The organism is Geodermatophilus sp. SYSU D00758, from assembly GCF_054049955.1.
The window spans coordinates 1-18,779 of sequence record NZ_JBJGYK010000013.1; the positions used below are offsets into that span (position 1 = coordinate 1).

General features: G+C 77.3%; 19 protein-coding genes. 10 read left to right on the forward strand and 9 right to left on the reverse strand.

Annotated features, from left to right (window positions below):
• Window positions 1-125 precede the first annotated feature (125 nt).
• Window positions 126-758 carry a DUF4383 domain-containing protein gene (locus tag ACI8AC_RS11265; RefSeq protein ID WP_456897855.1) on the reverse strand — a complete coding sequence of 211 codons (633 nt, stop codon included), beginning with the start codon at window positions 756-758 and terminating at the stop codon, window positions 126-128.
• Window positions 759-1,061: 303 nt separating this feature from the next.
• On the opposite strand from ACI8AC_RS11265, the gene ACI8AC_RS11270 reads away from it, so the two are divergent.
• A complete protein-coding gene (locus ACI8AC_RS11270; protein ID WP_456897856.1) occupies window positions 1,062-1,391 on the forward strand; it encodes a tetratricopeptide repeat protein in 330 nt (109 codons plus the stop codon).
• 19 nt (window positions 1,392-1,410) lie between these two features.
• On the opposite strand, the gene ACI8AC_RS11275 is transcribed toward ACI8AC_RS11270, so the two are convergent.
• The 3 genes from ACI8AC_RS11275 to ACI8AC_RS11285 form a co-directional block, all read right to left on the reverse strand.
• On the reverse strand, window positions 1,411-2,127 hold the full coding sequence (locus tag ACI8AC_RS11275) for a DUF4383 domain-containing protein (RefSeq protein ID WP_456897857.1): 717 nt from the start codon (window positions 2,125-2,127) through the stop codon (window positions 1,411-1,413).
• Window positions 2,128-2,253: 126 nt separating this feature from the next.
• A complete protein-coding gene (locus tag ACI8AC_RS11280; protein WP_456897858.1) occupies window positions 2,254-3,759 on the reverse strand; it encodes an alanine/glycine:cation symporter family protein in 1,506 nt (501 codons plus the stop codon).
• Window positions 3,756-4,193 (reverse strand): universal stress protein, encoded by a 438-nt coding sequence (locus ACI8AC_RS11285; RefSeq protein ID WP_456897859.1) that lies wholly within the window; start codon window positions 4,191-4,193, stop codon window positions 3,756-3,758. The genes ACI8AC_RS11280 and ACI8AC_RS11285 overlap by 4 nt, the downstream gene beginning before the upstream one ends.
• 179 nt (window positions 4,194-4,372) lie before the next feature.
• Between ACI8AC_RS11285 and ACI8AC_RS11290 the strand changes: the two genes are divergently transcribed.
• Window positions 4,373-4,801 carry a hypothetical protein gene (locus tag ACI8AC_RS11290; protein WP_456897860.1) on the forward strand — a complete coding sequence of 143 codons (429 nt, stop codon included), beginning with the start codon at window positions 4,373-4,375 and terminating at the stop codon, window positions 4,799-4,801.
• Here the strand turns inward: ACI8AC_RS11290 and ACI8AC_RS11295 are convergent.
• Complete coding sequence (locus tag ACI8AC_RS11295) at window positions 4,786-5,076, reverse strand: DUF1540 domain-containing protein (protein WP_456897861.1); 291 nt, start codon at window positions 5,074-5,076, stop codon at window positions 4,786-4,788. The genes ACI8AC_RS11290 and ACI8AC_RS11295 overlap by 16 nt on opposite strands.
• Window positions 5,077-5,478: 402 nt before the next feature.
• On the opposite strand from ACI8AC_RS11295, the gene cobN reads away from it, so the two are divergent.
• Window positions 5,479-9,093, forward strand: a complete 3,615-nt coding sequence (cobN, locus tag ACI8AC_RS11300; protein WP_456897862.1) for a cobaltochelatase subunit CobN — start codon at window positions 5,479-5,481, stop codon at window positions 9,091-9,093.
• A gap of 499 nt (window positions 9,094-9,592) precedes the next feature.
• Here the strand turns inward: cobN and ACI8AC_RS11305 are convergent, their stop codons facing one another.
• The 3 genes from ACI8AC_RS11305 to ACI8AC_RS11315 are packed head-to-tail and all read right to left on the reverse strand — an operon-like array spanning window position 9,593 to window position 11,432.
• A complete protein-coding gene (locus ACI8AC_RS11305) occupies window positions 9,593-10,363 on the reverse strand; it encodes an adenosylcobinamide-GDP ribazoletransferase (protein ID WP_456897863.1) in 771 nt (256 codons plus the stop codon).
• The gene (cobU, locus tag ACI8AC_RS11310) at window positions 10,360-10,884 is read right to left on the reverse strand and encodes a bifunctional adenosylcobinamide kinase/adenosylcobinamide-phosphate guanylyltransferase (RefSeq protein ID WP_456897864.1); all 525 of its coding nucleotides are present in this window, start codon (window positions 10,882-10,884) and stop codon (window positions 10,360-10,362) included. The genes ACI8AC_RS11305 and cobU overlap by 4 nt, the downstream gene beginning before the upstream one ends.
• A complete protein-coding gene (locus ACI8AC_RS11315) occupies window positions 10,881-11,432 on the reverse strand; it encodes a histidine phosphatase family protein (RefSeq protein ID WP_456897865.1) in 552 nt (183 codons plus the stop codon). The genes cobU and ACI8AC_RS11315 overlap by 4 nt, the downstream gene beginning before the upstream one ends.
• Before the next feature lie 100 nt (window positions 11,433-11,532).
• Between ACI8AC_RS11315 and ACI8AC_RS11320 the strand changes: the two genes are divergently transcribed.
• Both ACI8AC_RS11320 and ACI8AC_RS11325 read left to right on the forward strand, forming a co-directional pair.
• A complete protein-coding gene (locus tag ACI8AC_RS11320; RefSeq protein ID WP_456897866.1) occupies window positions 11,533-12,330 on the forward strand; it encodes an oxidoreductase in 798 nt (265 codons plus the stop codon).
• Window positions 12,331-12,379: 49 nt separating this feature from the next.
• Window positions 12,380-13,369 (forward strand): aldo/keto reductase, encoded by a 990-nt coding sequence (locus ACI8AC_RS11325; RefSeq protein ID WP_456897867.1) that lies wholly within the window; start codon window positions 12,380-12,382, stop codon window positions 13,367-13,369.
• A 152-nt stretch (window positions 13,370-13,521) separates the two neighbouring features.
• Here ACI8AC_RS11325 and ACI8AC_RS11330 read toward each other — a convergent pair whose 3' ends face one another.
• Window positions 13,522-14,364: an HAD family hydrolase gene (locus ACI8AC_RS11330; protein WP_456897868.1), complete on the reverse strand. Its 843-nt coding sequence runs from the start codon at window positions 14,362-14,364 to the stop codon at window positions 13,522-13,524.
• A 126-nt stretch (window positions 14,365-14,490) separates the two neighbouring features.
• Between ACI8AC_RS11330 and ssd the strand changes: the two genes are divergently transcribed.
• The 5 genes from ssd (at window position 14,491) to ACI8AC_RS11355 (ending at window position 18,736) form a co-directional block, all read left to right on the forward strand.
• Window positions 14,491-15,588 (forward strand): septum site-determining protein Ssd, encoded by a 1,098-nt coding sequence (gene ssd / locus ACI8AC_RS11335; RefSeq protein ID WP_456897869.1) that lies wholly within the window; start codon window positions 14,491-14,493, stop codon window positions 15,586-15,588.
• Window positions 15,585-16,724 carry a TadA family conjugal transfer-associated ATPase gene (locus tag ACI8AC_RS11340; protein ID WP_456897870.1) on the forward strand — a complete coding sequence of 380 codons (1,140 nt, stop codon included), beginning with the start codon at window positions 15,585-15,587 and terminating at the stop codon, window positions 16,722-16,724. Before ssd ends, ACI8AC_RS11340 begins: the two co-directional genes overlap by 4 nt.
• Window positions 16,721-17,614, forward strand: a complete 894-nt coding sequence (locus tag ACI8AC_RS11345) for a type II secretion system F family protein (RefSeq protein WP_456897871.1) — start codon at window positions 16,721-16,723, stop codon at window positions 17,612-17,614. The genes ACI8AC_RS11340 and ACI8AC_RS11345 overlap by 4 nt, the downstream gene beginning before the upstream one ends.
• The gene (locus ACI8AC_RS11350) at window positions 17,611-18,342 is read left to right on the forward strand and encodes a type II secretion system F family protein (RefSeq protein WP_456897872.1); all 732 of its coding nucleotides are present in this window, start codon (window positions 17,611-17,613) and stop codon (window positions 18,340-18,342) included. Before ACI8AC_RS11345 ends, ACI8AC_RS11350 begins: the two co-directional genes overlap by 4 nt.
• 118 nt (window positions 18,343-18,460) lie before the next feature.
• A complete protein-coding gene (locus ACI8AC_RS11355; protein WP_456897873.1) occupies window positions 18,461-18,736 on the forward strand; it encodes a DUF4244 domain-containing protein in 276 nt (91 codons plus the stop codon).
• The last annotated feature ends 43 nt before the right edge of the window (window positions 18,737-18,779 follow it).

An 18,779-nucleotide genomic window follows, 5' to 3' on the forward strand; every position in this document is an offset into this window, starting at 1 on the left:
ATAAAAATTTGTTTGTGTTTTTGTAATATAATCACCCCCCCCCCCCCCCCCGGCGCCCCGGCCCCCCGCCCCCCCCCCCCCCCCCCCCCCCCCCCCCCCCCCCCCCCCCCCCCCCCCCCCCCCCGTCACCCGGGCGCGTGCCCGGGGGTCTCGTCGAAGGACATCCACACCCGCCGGCGGTCGGCGCGGCTGTGCACCTCGGCCATGGCCGCCACGCGGCGCTGCTGCTCGGCGGTGGCCCGGTGCTGGACCACGGCGACCTCGGCCTCGCGCATGGCCCGCTCCGCGGCGAACTCGGCGGGCGTCGAGGGGAACTCCGCGCCCGGGTCCTCCTCCGCCACGTCGTCGGCAGCGGCCGTGGCGTAGGGGCTGTCGGCCGGCAGGTGACCGCTGACCCGGCCGTAGGCGCCGAGGAGGAGCAGGACCAGCCCCGCGCAGACGGAGAACACCACGTTGCGGAACTCGAAGGCCAGGAAGTTGAAGTCGGTCCGCAGCACCGCCAGGTTCGCCAGCGCCGAGACGAGGAACAGCGAACCCACGACCATCATCACGGTCGAGGCGACGCGGGCGCCCGCCGCCGCGGCGGCGAAGAGGACGAGCGCGGTGACGACCGAGATGGTCGAGAGCAGGCCGTTCGAGGACAGGCCGAGGACGCGTTCACCCTCGGTGGAGAAGAAGTCCAGGCCCCCGGCGAAGCCGAGCACGCCGAACGTGGCGATGACCAGGCCCACCACCACCGCCCCGATGCGGTGCACCACCGGGACTCGGGCCCCGAGCGGGGTGGCCCCGCTGTCGGCGCCGGCGCGCGGGGCAGGGGTGGCGTCGTCCCGGGGCGCGGGTGGGGTCGCGGCGGGGCGGTCCGGGGCGGTCGGCCTGCTCGCCGTCCGAGGGCGGGAGTGGGGACGCAGGGCCATGGGGGTGCTCCCTCGTGTGAGGTCGGTGACACCCCGTTCTTCCCCCGGGTCCTCCTCCCGGATGCAGGCGCGGGCAAGAAAGTCGTGCGCCATCTTGTTCCGCTGCGATCGTGGAAGTCACCACGGCCGCGTGGCGTTGACGCGGGCATGACCCAGCCCCCCGGCCACGACCTGCACTCGGAGTTCCTGCGCGCCGACCTCTTCCTCGCCGTGGGCCAGCCCATCGAGGCGGCCCGGGTGCTCGAGCCGCTGGTCGAGGCCGAGCCGGCGAACGAGGCGGCGCTCGAGGCCCTCGCTCGCGCCTACTACGGCTCGGCGCAGCTCGGCCGGGCCGAGGAGGCCCTGGGACGGCTGGTCGAGCTCGCGCCGTCCAACGGCTGGGCGCGCCGGGCCCTGGCCCGCACGCTGGAGCGGCAGAGCCGGGCCGGTGAGGCGGTCCCGCACCACCGCATGGCCGACGCGCTCGGGGCGGACTGACCGGGCGGCGCGGGGAGGATCAGCGGGGCGGCCCGCCGGACTCCATCCAGACCCGGCGGCGGTCCTGCGGCCGGCTCACGTGCGACATGGCCTCCACCCGGCGGCGCTGCTCGGCGGTGGCAGTGCCCTGGGCGACCGCGCGTTCGGCCTCCCTCATCGCCGCGTCCGCCGCGACCTCCTGCTCGCTGTGGGGCAGGTCCTCGGCCAGCGGCCGGCTGCCGGCCCCGCCGGCGTCCGCGGGCTTCCGGTAGGGGCTCTCGTCCGGCAGGTTGCCGCTGATCCGGCCGTAGGCGCCGAGGAGCAGCAGCACGAGGCCGACGACGACCGAGAACACCACGTTGTTGAACTCGAAGGCGAGGATGTTCCAGTCCTCGTCCAGGAGCAGCACGAACAGGTTGACCAGCGCCGACAGCAGGAACAGGACCCCGACGACGATCATCACCGTCGAGGCGGTCCGCGGGCCCCCGAGCAGAGCGGCCCCGATCAGGACCAGGCCGACGACCACCGAGATCGTCGACAGCAGGCCGTTGGTGGACAGGCCGAGGACCGTCTGCCCGCTCGTCGAGAAGAACGCCAGGCCGCGGGCGAACCCGAGCACCGCGAAGACCAGCAGGACGACGCCGATGAGGACGGCGCCGGCGCGGTGCACGAGGTTCACCCGGTTCCCGGCCCGCTCCCGCCCGGCCGGTGACCGGGCCGTGGTGGTCGCGCGCTGGCGATCGCTCCTCCGCGCCATGGGGCCGCCCTCCGTCGCGTGGTCGGGACCCTCGTCGGGATGGCTGCACCCCTTCAACGAAGGACCCGGGGGAGGAGTGCCCCGCGACGGGACGAATCGGCTCGGGATCCCGCGGCGCCGCGCGGCTCAGCGGCGTTCGGCCACCGGGAGGATCTCGCCGCTGGCCAGCCGCTCGCGGTAGCCGTTGATCTCCCGCTTCACCACCCGGGCGAGGATGTACAGCCCGATGATGTTCGGCAGGGCCATCAGGAAGATCATGCTGTCCGAGAAGCCGATCACCGAGTCGAGCGTCGAGGACGCGCCGATGATCACGAACAGGCAGAAGACGAGCTTCCACGTGCGGTCGACGACCATCGACTCGCCGAAGAGGTAGGTCGCGGCCTTCAGCCCGTAGTAGCTCCAGGCCAGCATGGTCGAGTAGGCGAACAGGATCACCGCGATCGCCAGCACGACCGGGAACCAGCCGACGACGGTCTCGAAGGCCGCCGACGTGGTCTCCACCCCGGGGGCGCTGGCCTCGTCGGCGTAGGTGCCGGTGATGACGATGGCCAGGGCGGTCATCGTGCAGATGACGACGGTGTCGATGAACGGCTCGAGGACGGCGACGTGGCCCTCGGTGGCCGGCTCGTTGGTCTTGACCGCGGAGTGCGCGATGGCCGCGGAGCCCAGTCCCGCCTCGTTGCTGAACGCCGCCCGGCGGAAGCCCTGGATGAGCACGCCGACGAGCCCGCCGTAGCCGGCCTCCGGGCTGAACGCCCCGGTGACGATGCTGGCGAGGGCCTCGGGGATCTGGCCGGCGTTCACGAACAGCACCGTCAGGCAGGCGACCACGTAGAAGACGGCCATGAACGGCACCAGCTTGTCGGTGACCCGGGCGATGCTGCGGATCCCGCCGATGATCACCGCGCCGACGAGCAGCGCCAGCACCAGGCCGAACACCGCACCCGCGGCCCCGAACCCGAGCGGCCCGTCGGCCCCGCCGGTGACCGACTGCGCCTGGCTGAAGGCCTGGTTGGCCTGGAACATGTTCCCGCCGCCGACGGCGCCGCCCAGGGTGAAGATGCAGAACAGGACGGCGAGGACCTTGCCGAGGGTGCCCAGCCGCGGGCTCTTCTCCCGCAGCCCCTTGGTCAGGTAGTACATGGGGCCGCCGGAGACCCGGCCGTCCGGGTACTCGTTGCGGTACTTCACCCCGAGCGTGCACTCCACGCCCTTGGTGCACATGCCGAGCAGCCCGGCGACGATCATCCAGAAGGTGGCGCCGGGCCCGCCGAGGGAGATGGCCACCGCGACCCCGGCGATGTTGCCCAGGCCGACGGTGCCCGAGACCGCCGTGGCCAGCGCCTGGAAGTGCGTCACCTCACCGGCGTCCCGCGGGTCGTCGTACCGGCCCCGGATGAGCCGGATCGCCTGGCCGAACGCGCGGAACTGGAAGCCGCGCAGGTAGACGGTGAAGAACGCCCCGGCGATGACGAGCCACACCACGATGAGCGGCAGCTCCACGCCCTCGCCGAGGAAGTCCAGCGGGACGGCGTAGAAGACGACCGTCGAGATGGCGGTCGAGATGGGCTCGAAGAACGCGTTGACGCTCTCGTCGAAGGTGGCGGCCAGCAGGTCGGACGACTCGTTCACGGGACCACCAGCACAGGGACGGGGGACAGTTGGATGAGGCTGCTCGGGGTGGAGCCGAAGAGCAGGGTGCGGACCCGGCTCTGGCCCACCCGGCCGACGGTGATCCACGCCGCGTCGTGCTCGCGGGCCAGGGTCACCAGCGTCTCGGCGGCGTGGCCGTGCCGCACCACGCTCTCCACCTGCAGGTCGCCGTCGCCGGAGAGCTGCTGCAGCACCGGGTCGAGGACCTTCTCCTGCGCGGTGGCGATCTCGCGGCGCTTGTCGATGGCGCGCCGCTCGTTCTCCTCGGCGGTGTGGATCTCGAACGGCGACCAGGGGACGACGTAGGCGAGGACGAGCCTCAGCCCGTGCCGGCGCGCGGCATCGGCCGCCGCCTGCGCGGCGCGCGTGCTGGACTCGCTGCCGTCGAGTCCCACGACGATCGAACTGGACATGGGCTGGCCCCTGTCGCCGGCGGTCGTTGCGGGCACGCTAGCGGGGTCCGGCCGCGTCGGCAGCACGGCGAGGTGATGACCCGCGGGTGCGGGTGCGGGTGCGGGGCGGGGGACCGGCGGCCCTGGACGCGCGCGTCCGCGGGAGGTTAGCCTTCCCTTACTCGGTCGAGGGAGGGCAGATGGGGCTGCGGTTGGCGCTGGGCGGCGTGACGGTGCTGCTCGGACCGGACGGCGCCCGCCGTGCGGTCATGGCGGCGCTGGACGACACCACCGGCCGCTGCGCGACCGGCCACGGGTCGGTGCCCGTGGAGCGGCTCACCGCGGCGGCGGGTGCGGGCGTGGCGGAGCGGCTCGCGGCGCTGGAGACGGCCGGGCGGGGCCCGGCGTCCATCGTGCTGGTCGAGCGGGTGACCGACGGGCTGCCGGCCGCCGAGCGGCGGGCCGTCCTCGACGCGGTGCGGGGCATGGCCGCCCCGGGCCGGGCCGTCCTCGTCGACGACGCCGACCCGGTGGCCGCGCTCTCGGTGGCCGACGGGGCGCTGCGCGCCGACCCCTCGGGCGGCGTCCGCCCCGAGCCCGTGGCCGACCTGGACTACCTGGCCTCGTAGGTCAGGCAGTCGGCGGCGTCCGCGCCGGGGCCGACCCGCACGCCCGGGGCGGTGCACTCGAGCTTGTCGTTGTGCTTGCAGTCCGAGCGGTGGCAGGCGCCGACCATGCCGTTGCGGTCGAGGCCGCCGCGGAAGGAGATCTCGACGAACGTGCCGCAGTGCGCGTGGTCGCCGCCGATGGTGATCGCGCCGGCGTGGCACGCCGAGTCGGCGTTGTAGGAACAGCTGCTCACCGAGCAGTTCTGGACCTGGGGCAGTTCCTGGAGCGACGTCATGGCCCCGAGGATGGCATCGCCACCAGGTGCCCGCCAGCAAACTGAGGCTTGCCTTCGTGCAGGTCAGCGGCCCGTCCGGGGTCCGGGACGCCGGTCCTGCCAGGCGCTTCCCGGCCCTCCCGGCCCTGCCGCGCGCTCCCTCTGCCGGCCACCTCCCGGCGTGTCGCGGCCGCCGGCGGGCGCGGTCCGGGGACGGCGGGGACCCGGTAGCGTCCGGTCATCCACGGCAGTGCGACACCACCGTCGTCCGCGGTCGGCTGTCCCGGTGCCGTCCACGGCCGGCGGGGCGGCGGCCCGCGGTGCGGGCCCGCCGGGTCCGGCCACCGCGACCCCGGCGGCGGGGAGCCCGGCCTGCCGTGCTCGACGACGCGGGGTGCGGACCCCGGAGGAGGCGCGGCACGCGTGTTCACCCTGCTCTCCACCAGCGACACCGACCTGCTCTCGGCACGCGCCAGCGGGGCCGGGTGGCGCCTGGGCAACCCCGCCCGGCTCACCCCCGAGGGCACGGCCGGGTTGGCCGCCGGCACCGAGCTGGTGGTGGTGCGCATCCTCGGCGTGCGCCGGCAGTACGAGGAGCAGCTGCGCCCGCTGCTGGCGCTGGGCCTGCCGGTCGTCGTCCTGGGCGGGGAGCAGCTGCCCGACGCGGAGCTGATGGAGCTGTCGACCGTCCCCATGGGCGTGGCCACCGAGGCGCACGGGTACCTGGCGCAGGGCGGGCCGGACAACCTGGTGCAGCTGCACCGGTTCCTCTCCGACACCGTGCTGCTCACCGGCGAGGGGTTCGCGCCGCCGTCGGTCGCGCCCGACTGGGGCCTGCTGGAGCGCCCCCCGCGGCGGACCGAGGGGCCGGTCGTCGCCGTCCTCTACTACCGGGCGCACCACCTGGCGGGGAACACCGCGTTCGTCGAGGCCCTGTGCGGCGCGGTCGAGGACGCCGGCGGGCAGGCGCTGCCGGTCTTCACCTCGTCCCTGCGCTCGGTGGACCCGCAGCTGCTGGGGACCCTGCGCACCGCCGACGCCCTGGTGGTCACCGTGCTGGCCGCCGGCGGCTCGCGGCCGGCCACCGCGCAGGCCGGCGGGGACGACGGCGCCTGGGACGTCGGCGCGCTCGCCGAGCTCGACGTGCCGGTGGTCCAGGGGCTGTGCCTGACCCGGTCGCGGGAGGAGTGGCTGGCCGACGACGACGGGCTCTCGCCGCTCGACGTCGGCAACCAGGTGGCGATCCCGGAGTTCGACGGCCGGCTGATCAGCGTGCCGTTCTCGTTCAAGGAGACCGACGAGGACGGGCTCACCTCCTACGTGCCCGACCCCGAGCGGGCCGCCCGCGTGGCCGGCACCGCCGTCGCGCACGCCCGGCTGCGGCACACCCCACCCGCCGAGCGGCGGATCGTGGTCATGCTGTCGGCCTACCCGACGAAGCACGCCCGCATCGGCAACGCCGTCGGGCTGGACACCCCGGCGTCGGTGGTGCGGCTGCTGGCCGCCATGCACGGCGCCGGCTACGACATCGGCCCGTTCGACGGGCCCGGCGCGCTGCCCGGTGTCGCGGACCTCGACGGCGACAAGCTCTTCCACGCGCTGATCGCCGCCGGCGGGCAGGACGAGAACTGGCTCACCGAGGAGCAGCTGTCGGGCAACCCGGTGCGCATCCCCGCCGCCGAGTACCGCGCCTCCTTCGAGACCCTGCCCGAGGACCTGCGCGAGGCGGTGGTGTCGCACTGGGGCGAGGCGCCCGGTTCGCTGTTCGTGGACGGGGGCGACATCGTCTTCGCGGCGCTGCGCGCCGGCAACGTCGTGGTGATGGTGCAGCCGCCGCGCGGCTTCGGGGAGAACCCCATCGCGATCTACCACGATCCCGACCTGCCGCCGTCGCACCACTACCTGGCCGCCTACCGGTGGCTGCGGGAGAGCTTCGGCGCGCACGCGATCGTGCACGTCGGCAAGCACGGCAACATGGAGTGGCTGCCCGGCAAGACGGTGGGCATGTCCGCCTCGTGCGGGCCGGACGCCGCGATCGGGGACGTGCCGCTGGTCTACCCGTTCCTGGTCAACGACCCGGGCGAGGGCAGCCAGGCCAAGCGCCGCGCGCACGCCACGCTCGTCGACCACATGGTGCCGCCGATGGCGCGGGCGGACTCCTACGGCGACATCGCCCGGCTCGAGCAGCTGCTCGACGAGCACGCCAACGTCGCGGCGATGGACCCGGCGAAGCTGCCCGCGGTCCGCGCCCAGATCTGGACGCTGCTGCAGGCGGCCAAGCTCGACGCCGACCTCGGGTTGAACGAGCGCCCGGCCGACGAGCACTTCGACGAGATGATCCTGCACGTCGACGGGTGGCTGTGCGAGATCAAGGACTCGCAGATCCGCGACGGCCTGCACGTGCTCGGCACGCCGCCGTCCGGGCAGGACCGCGTCGACCTGGTCCTGGCGATGCTGCGCGCCCGGCAGATCTGGGGCGGTCAGGTCGCGCTGCCCGGGCTGCGCGAGGCCCTCGGCCTGGCCGAGGACGGCTCGGCCGGGCTGCGCGCGACCGACCGGGTCGAGGAGCTCGCCGCCGCGCTGGTCGGCGGCATGGAGACCCGCGGGTGGACGGCGTCCGCCGTCCCCGAGGTCGTGCAGGAGGTGCTGGGCGGCCCGTCGGAGGACGTCGCCGCGGTGCTGCGGTTCGCCGTCGACGAGGTGGTGCCGCGGCTGGAGCGCACCACCGACGAGCTGGACGCGACCCTGCACGCCCTGGAGGGCGGATACGTGCCGGCCGGGCCGTCGGGCTCGCCGCTGCGCGGCCTGGTCAACGTGCTGCCGACCGGGCGCAACTTCTACTCGGTCGACCCCCGCGCGGTGCCCTCCCGGCTGGCCTGGGAGACCGGGCAGGCGATGGCCGACTCGCTGGTCGAGCGGTACCTGGCCGACACGGGGTCCTACCCGGCGTCGGTGGGCCTGTCGGTCTGGGGCACCTCGGCGATGCGGACCTCCGGCGACGACGTCGCCGAGGTGCTCGCGCTGCTCGGCGTCCGCCCGGTGTGGGACGACGCCTCGCGGCGGGTGACCGCCCTGGAGCCGGTGCCGCTGGAGGAGCTCGGGCGGCCGCGGATCGACGTCACCGTCCGCATCTCCGGGTTCTTCCGCGACGCCTTCCCGCACGTGGTGACCATGCTCGACGACGCGGTCTCCCTGGTCGCCGGCCTGGAGGAGCCCGCGGAGCAGAACTTCGTGCGGGCGCACGTCGACGCCGACCTGGCCGGCCACGGCGACCGTCGCCGGGCCACCACCCGGGTGTTCGGCTCCAAGCCGGGCGCCTACGGGGCCGGGCTGCTGCCGCTGATCGACTCCCGCGACTGGCGCGGCGACGCCGACCTCGCCGAGGTGTACGCGGTGTGGGGTGGCTACGCCTACGGCCGCGACCTCGACGGGGTGGAGGCGCGGCCGGACATGGAGGCGGCCTACCGGCGGATCGCGGTGGCGGCGAAGAACGTCGACACCCGGGAGCACGACATCGCCGACTCCGACGACTACTTCCAGTACCACGGCGGGATGGTGGCCACGGTCCGTGCGCTGACCGGCTCGTCGCCCGCGGCGTACGTCGGCGACTCGACCCGGCCGGAGTCGGTGCGCACCCGGTCGCTGGGGGAGGAGACCGCCCGGGTCTTCCGCGCACGCGTGGTGAACCCGAAGTGGCTGGCGGCCATGCGCCGGCACGGCTACAAGGGCGCCTTCGAGCTGGCCGCGACCGTCGACTACCTGTTCGGTTACGACGCGACGACCGGAGTGGTGGCCGACTGGATGTACGAGAAGCTCGCCGAGACCTACGTCCTCGACCCGGAGAACCGGGAGTTCATGGAGCGGTCGAACCCGTGGGCGCTGCACGGCATCGCCGAGCGGCTGCTCGAGGCGGTGGACCGGGGGATGTGGGCCGAGCCGGACCCGCGGCTGCTCGCCGAGCTGCAGCAGGCGTACCTGGACACCGAGGGCGACCTGGAGGGCGGGGAGACCGCGGCCCAGGAGGGCGCCCGCTCCTGAGTGCGATGCGCACGGTCGTGTGCGCAGAGTCTCGACGCGCCGGGAGCCGTCATCCGTTCGTCATGTCCCGTCCGAGGCGGGGTATCCGGCCGCCATGAGCATCCTCGGACGACTGATGGGCACGGCGGAGTCGGCGACGCGGGGGGCCGCGCGGGGTGCGGCCCGCGGCGGTCGGACCGCCGCACGCCCGACGCGTGGCATGGGCCGCCCGGCGACCGGGCGGGGTATGGGCACCCGCGGCATGGGGACCAGGGGTCGGGCCGGGGTGCCCGCATCGGGTGGTGGCCTCGGCCGGATGGTCTCGGGGCTCCTGCGCCGCTACTGAGTCTCGGGGCTCCTGCGCCGCTGCTGAAAGGACCCCCTGCCCCCCACCGTTGAAGGACCCCGTCCTCCCCACCCTTCCCGAGCTCAGGGCGGGCCCCGGGACGGGGCCGCGGCGGGGCCCCTGCAGAGGGCCTCGGCGGGCCCCTGCAGGGGGCTCGCGCAACGGGACACCGCCTCAGGGCACGACGGCCGCGGCCACCAGCAGGGTGGCCGCGGCCGCGGTCTCTCCCATCGCCCCCATGACGTCCCCGGTGACCCCGCCCAGGCGGGCCCGGGCGCGCCGGTACACCCACTCGGCCGCCACCAGGCCGGCCGCGGCGCTGGCGGCCAGCTGACCGGCGCGGCCCCAGTCCCCGGCGGCGGCGACGACCAGCAGCGCGGCGACGGCGGCGCACCAGCCGGCCAGCCAGGACCGACGCACCGTCCCGGCGACCGCCCGGCCCAGGGTCGAGCCCTCCGCCGCGGGGACGCCGGGCAGGCCCGCGCGGGCCATCGCCAGTCGCGCGGTGACCACCGCCGCGCCCAGCGCCGGCCACCCGCCGTCGGCCGCGAGCAGCTCCGCCAGGCAGGCCACCTGCAGCAGGACGACGAGCAGCAGGGCCGTCACCCCGAAGGGGCCGACGTCCCCCTGGCGCATGACCTGCAGGGCCCGGTCCCGGCCGCGCAGCGGTCCGAGCCCGTCCGCGGTGTCGGCCAGGCCGTCGAGGTGCAGGCCCCGCGTGAGCACGGCCAGGGTGGTCACGGCCAGCACCGCGCCGGCCAGGGGTGAGACCGCGGCCGCCGCGGCCACCCCCACTCCCGTCGCGGCGGCGCCCAGCACCAGCCCGACCAGCGGTGCCCACGGCAGCACGCCCGCCGTCCCCGCCGCCGCCCGCGCCGGCACCGGGAGCACGGTGAGCAGCGCGACGGACTCCAGCGGCCCCGCCCACCTCGGGCGCCCGCTCACCGCAGCCGCTGCGGCAGCCCGGCGACGACGAACCAGACCTCGTCGGCGGTGGCCGCCAGCCGCTGGTTCACGGCTCCCAGCGTGTCCCGGAACAGCCGTCCGGAGCGGGTCTCGGGCACCACGCCGAGCCCGACCTCGTCGGAGACGGCGACCACGTGCGCGGGCGTGGTGGCGAAGGCCCCCACCAGGTCGTGGCAGGCGGCGGCGAGCCGGTCCGGCGCGCCCGGGGCGTCGTCCCAGACCCCGGAGGCGTCGAGCAGGGCGGCCACCCAGGTGGTCACGCTGTCGACCAGGACCGTGCCGGTGCGGTGCAGGTCGCCGGGGGCGGTGCTCTCCACGGTGCGCCAGGTCCGCGGCCGGCGGGCCCGGTGCGCGGCGACGCGGGTGGCCCACTCCGCGTCCGCCGGGTCGGCGGGAAGGGAGGCGGCCAGGTACGTCACCGGATCCCGGCCGGCGACCAGGGCCTCCGCGTGCGCCGACTTGCCCGAGCGCGACCCGCCCAGCACGAGCACCCGGCTCACGGCACCACCTCGAGCCGGGTCACCGACCCGTTGGGCGGGGTGACCGCCGGCAGCGCGTCCGGTCCGAGCCCGGCGACGACGGCCTGGGCGGCCCGGATGGTGTCCCCGTGGGTCACCAGCCCGATCACCGCGGCGGGCGGGTCGGCGCACAGGGCGGCGAGGTAGGCCGCGACCCGGCCGTGCAGCTCGGCCAGGCTCTCCCCGCCCTCGGCGGCCCAGTGCGGATCGGTCCAGTCCACGACGTCCCACAGCTCCCGCGAGGGCCGGCCCTCGAGGACGCCGTAGGCCTGCTCGCGCAGCGCCGGTGTCGTGGTCACCGGCAGCCCGGTGGCGCGGGCGCAGTGCTCGGCGGTCTGCACGGCCCGGTGCAGGTCGCTGGACACGAGCGCCCCCGGGCGCAGCGCGGCCAGCTCCTCGGCGGCGCGGGCGGCCTGCGCGTGCCCCAGCCCGGTCAGCGGGATCCCGTCGGTCTGCCCCTGCATGAGCCCCGCGGCGTTCCACTCGCTCTGGCCGTGGCGGACCAACAGCAGGGTGAGGGGGGCGGACATGGTGACCGGGAGCGTAACCGGGCAGGTCGCGGGCGCGGCGGGGCTCCCGGCGTCCCGGCCGCGCGGAGGGCCGGCCGGCGACCCTCGTACCGTCGTCGTCGTGACCATCCCCGTGCGCCCCGGTGCCGGCCGCCCCGGTCCCGCGGCGACCCGCCCGTCCGCCCCGGACCCCCTCGCCCCGCTGCTGGAGCTCCCCGGCGTCCGCGGGGCCGCCGACGAGGCCCGCGCGGCCGTCGACCGCCTGCTCGGGCACCGGGTGCTGCGGCGGGAGTCCAGCCGGGTCAGCGCGGAGTCGGCGCTGCGGGGGGCGCGCGCGTCGGCGGCCCTGGAGGGGGTCGACGTCCCGCTGGCCGAGCTGCGCGCCGGCGAGGTCGACGACCCCGTCGTCCAGGGCGCGCTGCGGACCTCCGGCGCGCTCGGCGGCCTGGTGGAGACCTGGTCGCGGGCGCCGGGGCAGGTGCTGGCCCGGCTGCACGTGCTCGCCGCCGCCGACCTGGTCGACCGGGAGCGGCTGGGGCGCCCCGCGGACCCGGCCGGCCCGCGGCTGGCCGGGCTCTTCGGCCTGCTGACCGGGGGGACGGCGGTGCCCGCGGTGGTGCAGGCGGCGGTGGTGCACGGCGAGCTCGCCGCGCTGGCCCCGTTTGGCTCCGCCGACGGCATCGTCGCCCGGGCGGCGTCCCGGCTGACCGTCATCGCACGGGGCCTGGACCCCAAGGCGGTGTCGGTCCCCGAGGTCGGCTTCGCCGAGCTGGGCCGCGACGCCTACCGGGACGCGCTGGCCGGCTACGCGTCCGGCCGGCCCGAGGGGGTCGCCGCCTGGCTGGTCCGCTGCTGCCGGGCCACCGCGCACGGGGCGCAGGAGGGGCTCGCGGTCTGCGAGAGCCTGCTCCGGGGCTGACCGGCACGCGGGCCTGCGCGCCGGGCCGGCGGCGGCGAGACTGGCGGGCATGCGAGTCCTGGACGTCGACGGCCTCGGGCCGGTCAGCCGGATCGGCCTGGGCACCTGGCAGTTCGGCTCGCGGGAGTGGGGCTACGGCGAGGACTACGCCTCCGGCGCCGCGCGCGACATCGTGCGCCGGGCCCGCGAGCTCGGCATCACGCTGTTCGACACGGCGGAGGTGTACGGCCTCGGCCGCAGCGAGCGGATCCTCGGTGAGGCGCTGGGCGACGAGCGGGCGGACGCCGTCGTCGCCACCAAGATCTTCCCGGTCGCGCCCTTCCCGAAGCTGGTCCGCCACCGGCTGGCCGGCAGCGCGCGGCGCCTGGGCCTGCAGCGGGTGCCGCTCTACCAGATCCACCAGCCCAACCCCGTCGTCCCCGACTCGGTGCCCATGCCGGCCATGCGCGACCTGCTCGACGCCGGCCGGATCGGCGCGGTCGGTGTCTCCAACTACTCCCTGGACCGCTGGCGCGCGGCAGACGCCGCCCTCGGCCGGCCGGTGATCAGCAACCAGGTTCAGTTCTCCCTGGCCCACCCCGGCCCGCTCGACGACCTCGTGCCCTTCGCCGAGCGGGAGGGCCGGTTGGTGATCGCCTACAGCCCCCTGGCCCAGGGGCTGCTCGGCGGCCGGTACTCGGCGGCGAACCGGCCCGGCGGCGTCCGGGCGGTCAACCCGCTGTTCGGCACCGAGAACCTCCGCCGGGCGCAGCCGCTGCTCGACACGCTCCGCGAGGTGGCCGCCGGGCACGGCGTGCAGCCGGCGCAGGTGGCCCTGGCCTGGCTGGTGTCGCTGCCGCGGGTCGTGGTGATCCCTGGCGCCTCGAGCGTGGCCCAGGTCGAGGCCAACGCCGCCGCCGGGGAGCTGGACCTGGCGGCCGACGAGGTGGCGGCGCTGACCGGGGCGGCCCGTGCGTTCCGCCCGGTGTCGGCGGTCCGGACGCTGGCGGACGGGGTGCGCGAGCGCATCGACGGTGCCCGCGAGCGCCTGGCCCGGTGACCTGCCGTCCCGCCGCGGTGCCGCCCGCCGCGGTGATCATGGGGATCGTGCCGGCCACGGCGGCGTGTCCCGCCGTGTCCCCTGCCGGATCCCCGTGATCACCGAGGCAGGGGCGCCGGCGCCGGCGAGGAGGAGCCCGGCCCTCGGCGTGCTCAGGCGCCGCGGTGGCGGCGTCGTCCGGGCACGGGGGCCGGCGGGCTGCCCGCGGTCTCCCGCAGCGCCCGCCGGCGGGCGTACCAGGCCAGGCCGACGACGGCGGCGCCGACCCCCACCGCCGCGCCGGTCACGACCGGCCCGGGAGGAGCCGGGAAGCGCGAGCGCATCGAGACCGGGCGGGTGAACTCCAGCACCGGCCAGCCCTGCTCGGTTGCCGCGCGGCGCAGGCCCCGGTCGGGGTTGACCGCGGTCGGGTGGCCGACCGCCGTGAGCATCGGCAGGTCGGTGACCGAGTCGCTGTAGGCGTAGCAGTCGGCGAGGTCGTAGCCCATCTCGGCGGCGACCTCGCGCATCGCCTCGGCCTTGTGCTCGCCGTAGGCGTAGAAGTCGATCTCCCCGGTGTAGCGGCCGTCGACGGTCACCATGCGGGTGGCCACCACCCGGTCCACCCCGAGCATCTCGCCGATCGGCTCGACCATCTCGGCGCCGCTGCTGGAGACGATGACGATCTCGCGGCCGGCGGCCCGGTGCTCCTCGATCAGGTCGGCCGCCTCGGCGTAGACCAGCGGGTCGACGATGTCGTGCAGCGTCTCCTGGACGATGTCGTGCACGGTGGCGACGTCCCACCCGGTGCACATCCGGGTGATCTGCTCGCGCATCCGCTCCATCTGCTGGGCGTCGGCGCCCGAGAGGGAGAACACGAACTGCGCGTAGGCCCCCTTCAGCACCGCGCGCCGGTTGATCAACCCGCCCTGGAAGAACGGCCGGCCGAAGGCCAGGGTGCTGGACTTGGCGATGACCGTCTTGTCCAGGTCGAAGAACGCCGCCGCGCGGGTCACGGTTCACGACTGTAGGTGGACTCCGCCGGGGTGACGGGGATCGCAGCGGCTCCACACCCCAACGGGTCATCCACAGACCGGCCGCGGCCCTGGCCGGGCGCCGCCACCGGCGGGTGGGCTTCCCCGGTGACCACCGCCCGCACCACACCGCTGCGCCCGCTCGTCGTCAGCGCCGACGAGGACCTGCTCGACGACCTGCTGCGCGTCCTCGCCGCCGCCGGCGCCGAGCCGGAGCTGGCCACCGGCGGCCCGGCGCTGCGCCGCGCGCACCGGGAGGCGCCCCTGGTGCTGCTGGGCGCCGACCTGCTCACGGCGGCGGCGGTGCGCGCGCTGCCCCGGCGGCCCGGCCTGGTCGTCGTGGCCCGGTCGGAGCTGCCGGCCCGGTGCTGGGCCGCCGCCGTCGAGCGGGGCGCGGAGCGGGTCGCCGTCCTCCCGGACGACGAGGAGTGGCTGCTCGCCCGAGCCGCGGCGGCCGGGCGCGGGCCGGTGGAGCGGGGGCCGCTGCTCGTGGTGGGGGCCAGCAGCGGGGGTGCCGGCGCGAGCACGTTGGCCGCCGCCGCGGCCGCGGTCCTCGCCGGCGCCGCGGGGCGGGCCCTGCTGGTCGACACCGACGCCGGGGGTGGCGGGCTGGACCTCGTGCTGGGCGCCGAGGGGTGCGAGGGGCCGCGCTGGCCCGAGCTGTCCGGGCTGCGCGGCCGGGTGGGCGGGGAGGCCCTGCTGGCGGCGCTGCCGGAGGCCGGCGGGGTCGGCGTGCTCGCCTGCTCCCGGGGCACCGTGCAGCCGGTCGACCCGGGGGCGGTGGCGGCGGCCGTCGACGCGGCCCGGTCCGCGGGCTGCCCCGTGGTCGTCGACCTGCACCGCGCGGCCGGCCGCGACGTGGAGGACCGCGTGCTCGCCGAGGCCGACCTGGCCGTGCTGCTCGTGGCCGGCCGGGTCCGCTCCGCCACGGCGGCCCGCGTGCTGCTGGGTGCCGGTGCCGGCCCGGGCGCTCCACCGGCCTGGGCGCCGGCGCGGGTGGTCCTGCGCCGGGTCCCCGGTGGCCTGGGCGCGGCGGAGGTCGCCGCCGCGGTCGGCCGGCCGGTGTTCGCCGAGCTGGGGCACGACCGCGGTGCCGCCGACCGCGGGGAACGCGGCCTGCCGCCGGCCCCGGGGGCCCGCTCACCGGTGGGCCGGTTGGCCCGCCGGCTCTGCGCGGAGCTGGCCGCACCGGGGGAGGCGGCGTGACGGGGCCGGCGCTGGTCGAGCGGGTGCGCGTGCGGCTGGCCGCCGACCCGGGGCCGCCGACGCGGGCCGCGGTCGCGGCGCTGGTGCGCGAGGAGGCCGGTGGCCTGCTCGGCGACGACGAGGTGCTGCAGGCGGTGCGCGCCGCGGTGGACGAGCTGGCCGGCGCCGGTCCGCTGGAGCCCCTGCTGCGCGCTCCCGGCGTGACCGACGTGCTGGTGAACGGGCCGGAGGAGGTCTGGGTGGACCGCGGCGCCGGCCTCGAGCGCGCGCCGGTGCGCTTCCCGGACGAGGACGCGGTCCGCCGGCTGGCCGTCCGGCTCGCTGCGGCGGCCGGCCGGCGGCTCGACGACGCGGCGCCGTGGGTGGACGTCGGCCTCCCCGACGGCACGCGTCTGCACGCCGTGCTGCCCCCGGTGGCGGCCACGGGCACGTGCCTGTCGCTGCAGGTGCTGCGCCGGGCCGCGCTCGGCCTGGACGACCTCGACCGCCGCGGCACGCTGCCGGGGGAGTCGGGCGACCTGCTGCGCGCGGTGCTGGGGGCCCGGCTGGCCTTCCTGGTCTCCGGCGGCACCGGCTCGGGGAAGACGACGCTGCTCGCCGCCCTCCTGGGGCAGGTGCCGGCGACCGAGCGCCTGGTCCTCTGCGAGGACGCCCCGGAGCTGGCCCCCGCCCACCCGCACGTGGTGCGGCTGGCCACCCGGCCGCCCAACGTCGAGGGGGTCGGCGAGGTCACCCTGCGCGACCTCGTCCGCCAGGCCCTGCGGATGCGGCCGGACCGGCTCGTCGTCGGTGAGGTGCGGGGTGCGGAGGTCACCGACCTGCTGGCCGCGCTCAACACCGGGCACGACGGCGGCTGCGGCACCCTGCACGCCAACCGGGCCGCGGAGGTGCCCGCCCGGTTGGAGGCCCTCGGTGTGGCCGCCGGGCTCGAACGGGCGGCGGTGCACAGCCAGGCGGCGGCCGCGCTCGCCGTGGTCGTCCACCTGCGGCGGACGGCGACCGGCCGCCGGGTCGAGGAGCTGGGCGTGGTCAGCCGGGTCGGTCCGCTGGTCACCGTCGAGCCGGGTTGGCGGGCCGACGGCGGCCCCTGCCCGGAGGCCGGGCGGCTGCGGGCCCTGGTGGGTCGGCCGGGGTGACCGCGGCGCTGCTCGTCCTCGCCGCCGCCGTGGCGGCCTGGCCCCGGGCAACCGCGGCGGCCGACCGGCTGACCGGCTCCCCGGCGCAGCGTCCCCGGGACCGGCACCGGACGCGCCCGCGGCGGCCGCCCCGGCCGGTGGCGGCGGTCGCGCTGGTCACCGCGGCCGTGGCGCTGGTCGCCCCGCCGGTCGTGGCGGTACTGGCCGGGGCCGGAGCGGGGGGTGCTGCCCGGGCCTTGCGCCGCCGGCGAGCCGACCTGGCGGCCGAGCGCCGGCTGGCCGCGCTCGCCGAGGCGCTGGGTGCGCTGTCCGCGGAGCTCCGGGCCGGGCGCCCGCTGGAGGCCGCGACCGCGACGGCCGTGGCCCTCTGCGCCGACGCCGCGAGCGGCCGGGCCCTGGCGACCGCGGTCCGCTCCCCGGGAGCCGTGGTCGGTCCCCCGGGAGGTGCGGTCGGTCCCCCGGGAGGTGCGGTCGGTCCCCCGGGAGGCGTGCTCGGTCCCCCGGGGGGCGCGGCACCGCGGGCCACCGACCCCGCGGCGGACGAGGGGCCCCTGCGGGCCGCGCTCGAGCGCATCGCCGCCGCCGTCGCGCTCAGCGTGCGGACCGGGTGCTCGCTGGCCGCGGTGCTCGCCGCGGTCGAGGACGACCTGCGGGCCCGCCGGCGCCTGACCGGTGAGCTCCGGGCCGCGACGGCGGGTGCCCGTGCGAGCACCGCGGTGCTCGCGGGTCTCCCGCTGCTCGGGCTGGCGATGGGGTCCGGCGTCGGCGCCGATCCGTGGGGGGTGCTGACGGGCACGGTCACGGGCCAGGTGCTGCTGGTCGCCGGGGCCGGTCTGGAGGCGGTCGGTCTGACCTGGACCGCGCGGCTGGTCCGGCGGGCGCTGCGGTGAGCGGCACGGCGCCGCTGCTGCTCTGCCTGGCCGCGGCGGTGGCGGTCTGGCCGTCCGGGGCACCGGGGGTCCGGGCCCGGCTGCGCGCACTGGCCGGGCCGGGGCCCTCGCCCCCGCGGCGCCGGGGGGCCGCGGTCACCGGGCCCCGCGGGCGGTGGCTGCTCGCCGCCGCGGCGGGCCTCGCGGCCGGGGCGCTGGTCGGAGGTGTGCCGGGCCTCGTGGTGGCCGCCGTCGGGACCGGGACGGCCGAGCGCCTGCTGCGGGCGCGGGACGGCCGGGGAGCGGGGGACGCCGCCGCGCTGCGCCGGGACCTCCCGGTGGTCTGCGACCTGCTCGCCGTGTGCCTCGAGTCCGGCCTGGCCGTGCCCGGCGCCCTCGCCGCGGTCGCCACCGCGCTGCCCGGTCCGGTGGGTCGCGAGCTGGGCGCCGTCGCCGCGCTGCAGCGCCTGGGCGCACCCCCGCGGCAGGCGTGGGAGGCCGTGCCGGACGACCTCGCCGGGCTGCGCCGTGCCGTCGTGCGGGCCGGGGAGTCCGGGTCCACGGTGGTGCCGGCCCTGCGCGCCCTGGCCGCGGACGTGCGGGCGGGGGAGCGCAGCCGGGCCGACGCCGCCGTCCGGCGGGCCGGGGTGTGGGTCCTGGCCCCCCTCGGGGTCTGCTTCCTGCCCGCCTTCCTCTGCCTGGGCGTGGTGCCGCTCGTCATCGGCATCGCCGGGGACGTCCTGGGCTGAGGCCGTCCACAACCCAGGACGTCCTCCACAGCCGCGGGCGGTGGGCCCCGCGCGGTTCCCCGCCGCCCCAGGCTCTCCCGCGACGGCCCCGACGGCGGGCCGCGACCGAGGAGGACCCGTGAGCCACCAGCAGGACGAGCAGCCCCGGCCGGCCCCGGCGACCGGCACGGCCCCACCGCCGGCGCCCGGGGCCGGCCGGTCGACCTCCCGGCCGGCGGGCCGGTGGGCCCGGCTCCGGGCGGCCGGGGAGGCCGGGATGAGCACGGCCGAGTACGCGGTGGGCACCGTCGCCGCGTGCGCCTTCGCCGCGGTGCTCTACCGGGTGGTCACCGGCGGGTCCGTCGTCGACGCGCTCGGCGCCCTGGTGGCCGACGCGCTGGCCACGCTGTCCTGACCGTGGCCGGTCGGGGGGCGCCGCGGTGCCGGCGGCGCCAGGA

Bases quoted from the DNA above. Each gene is read 5' to 3' on its own strand.
- ACI8AC_RS11270 (WP_456897856.1), top strand. From the start codon at position 1,062: ATGACCCAGCCCCCCGGCCACGACCTGCACTCGGAGTTCCTGCGCGCC.
- ACI8AC_RS11275 (WP_456897857.1), bottom strand. From the start codon at position 2,127: ATGGCGCGGAGGAGCGATCGCCAGCGCGCGACCACCACGGCCCGGTCA.
- ACI8AC_RS11285 (WP_456897859.1), bottom strand. From the start codon at position 4,193: ATGTCCAGTTCGATCGTCGTGGGACTCGACGGCAGCGAGTCCAGCACG.
- ACI8AC_RS11290 (WP_456897860.1), top strand. From the start codon at position 4,373: ATGGGGCTGCGGTTGGCGCTGGGCGGCGTGACGGTGCTGCTCGGACCG.
- ACI8AC_RS11295 (WP_456897861.1), bottom strand. From the start codon at position 5,076: ATGACGTCGCTCCAGGAACTGCCCCAGGTCCAGAACTGCTCGGTGAGC.
- ACI8AC_RS11315 (WP_456897865.1), bottom strand. From the start codon at position 11,432: ATGTCCGCCCCCCTCACCCTGCTGTTGGTCCGCCACGGCCAGAGCGAG.
- ACI8AC_RS11325 (WP_456897867.1), top strand. From the start codon at position 12,380: ATGCGAGTCCTGGACGTCGACGGCCTCGGGCCGGTCAGCCGGATCGGC.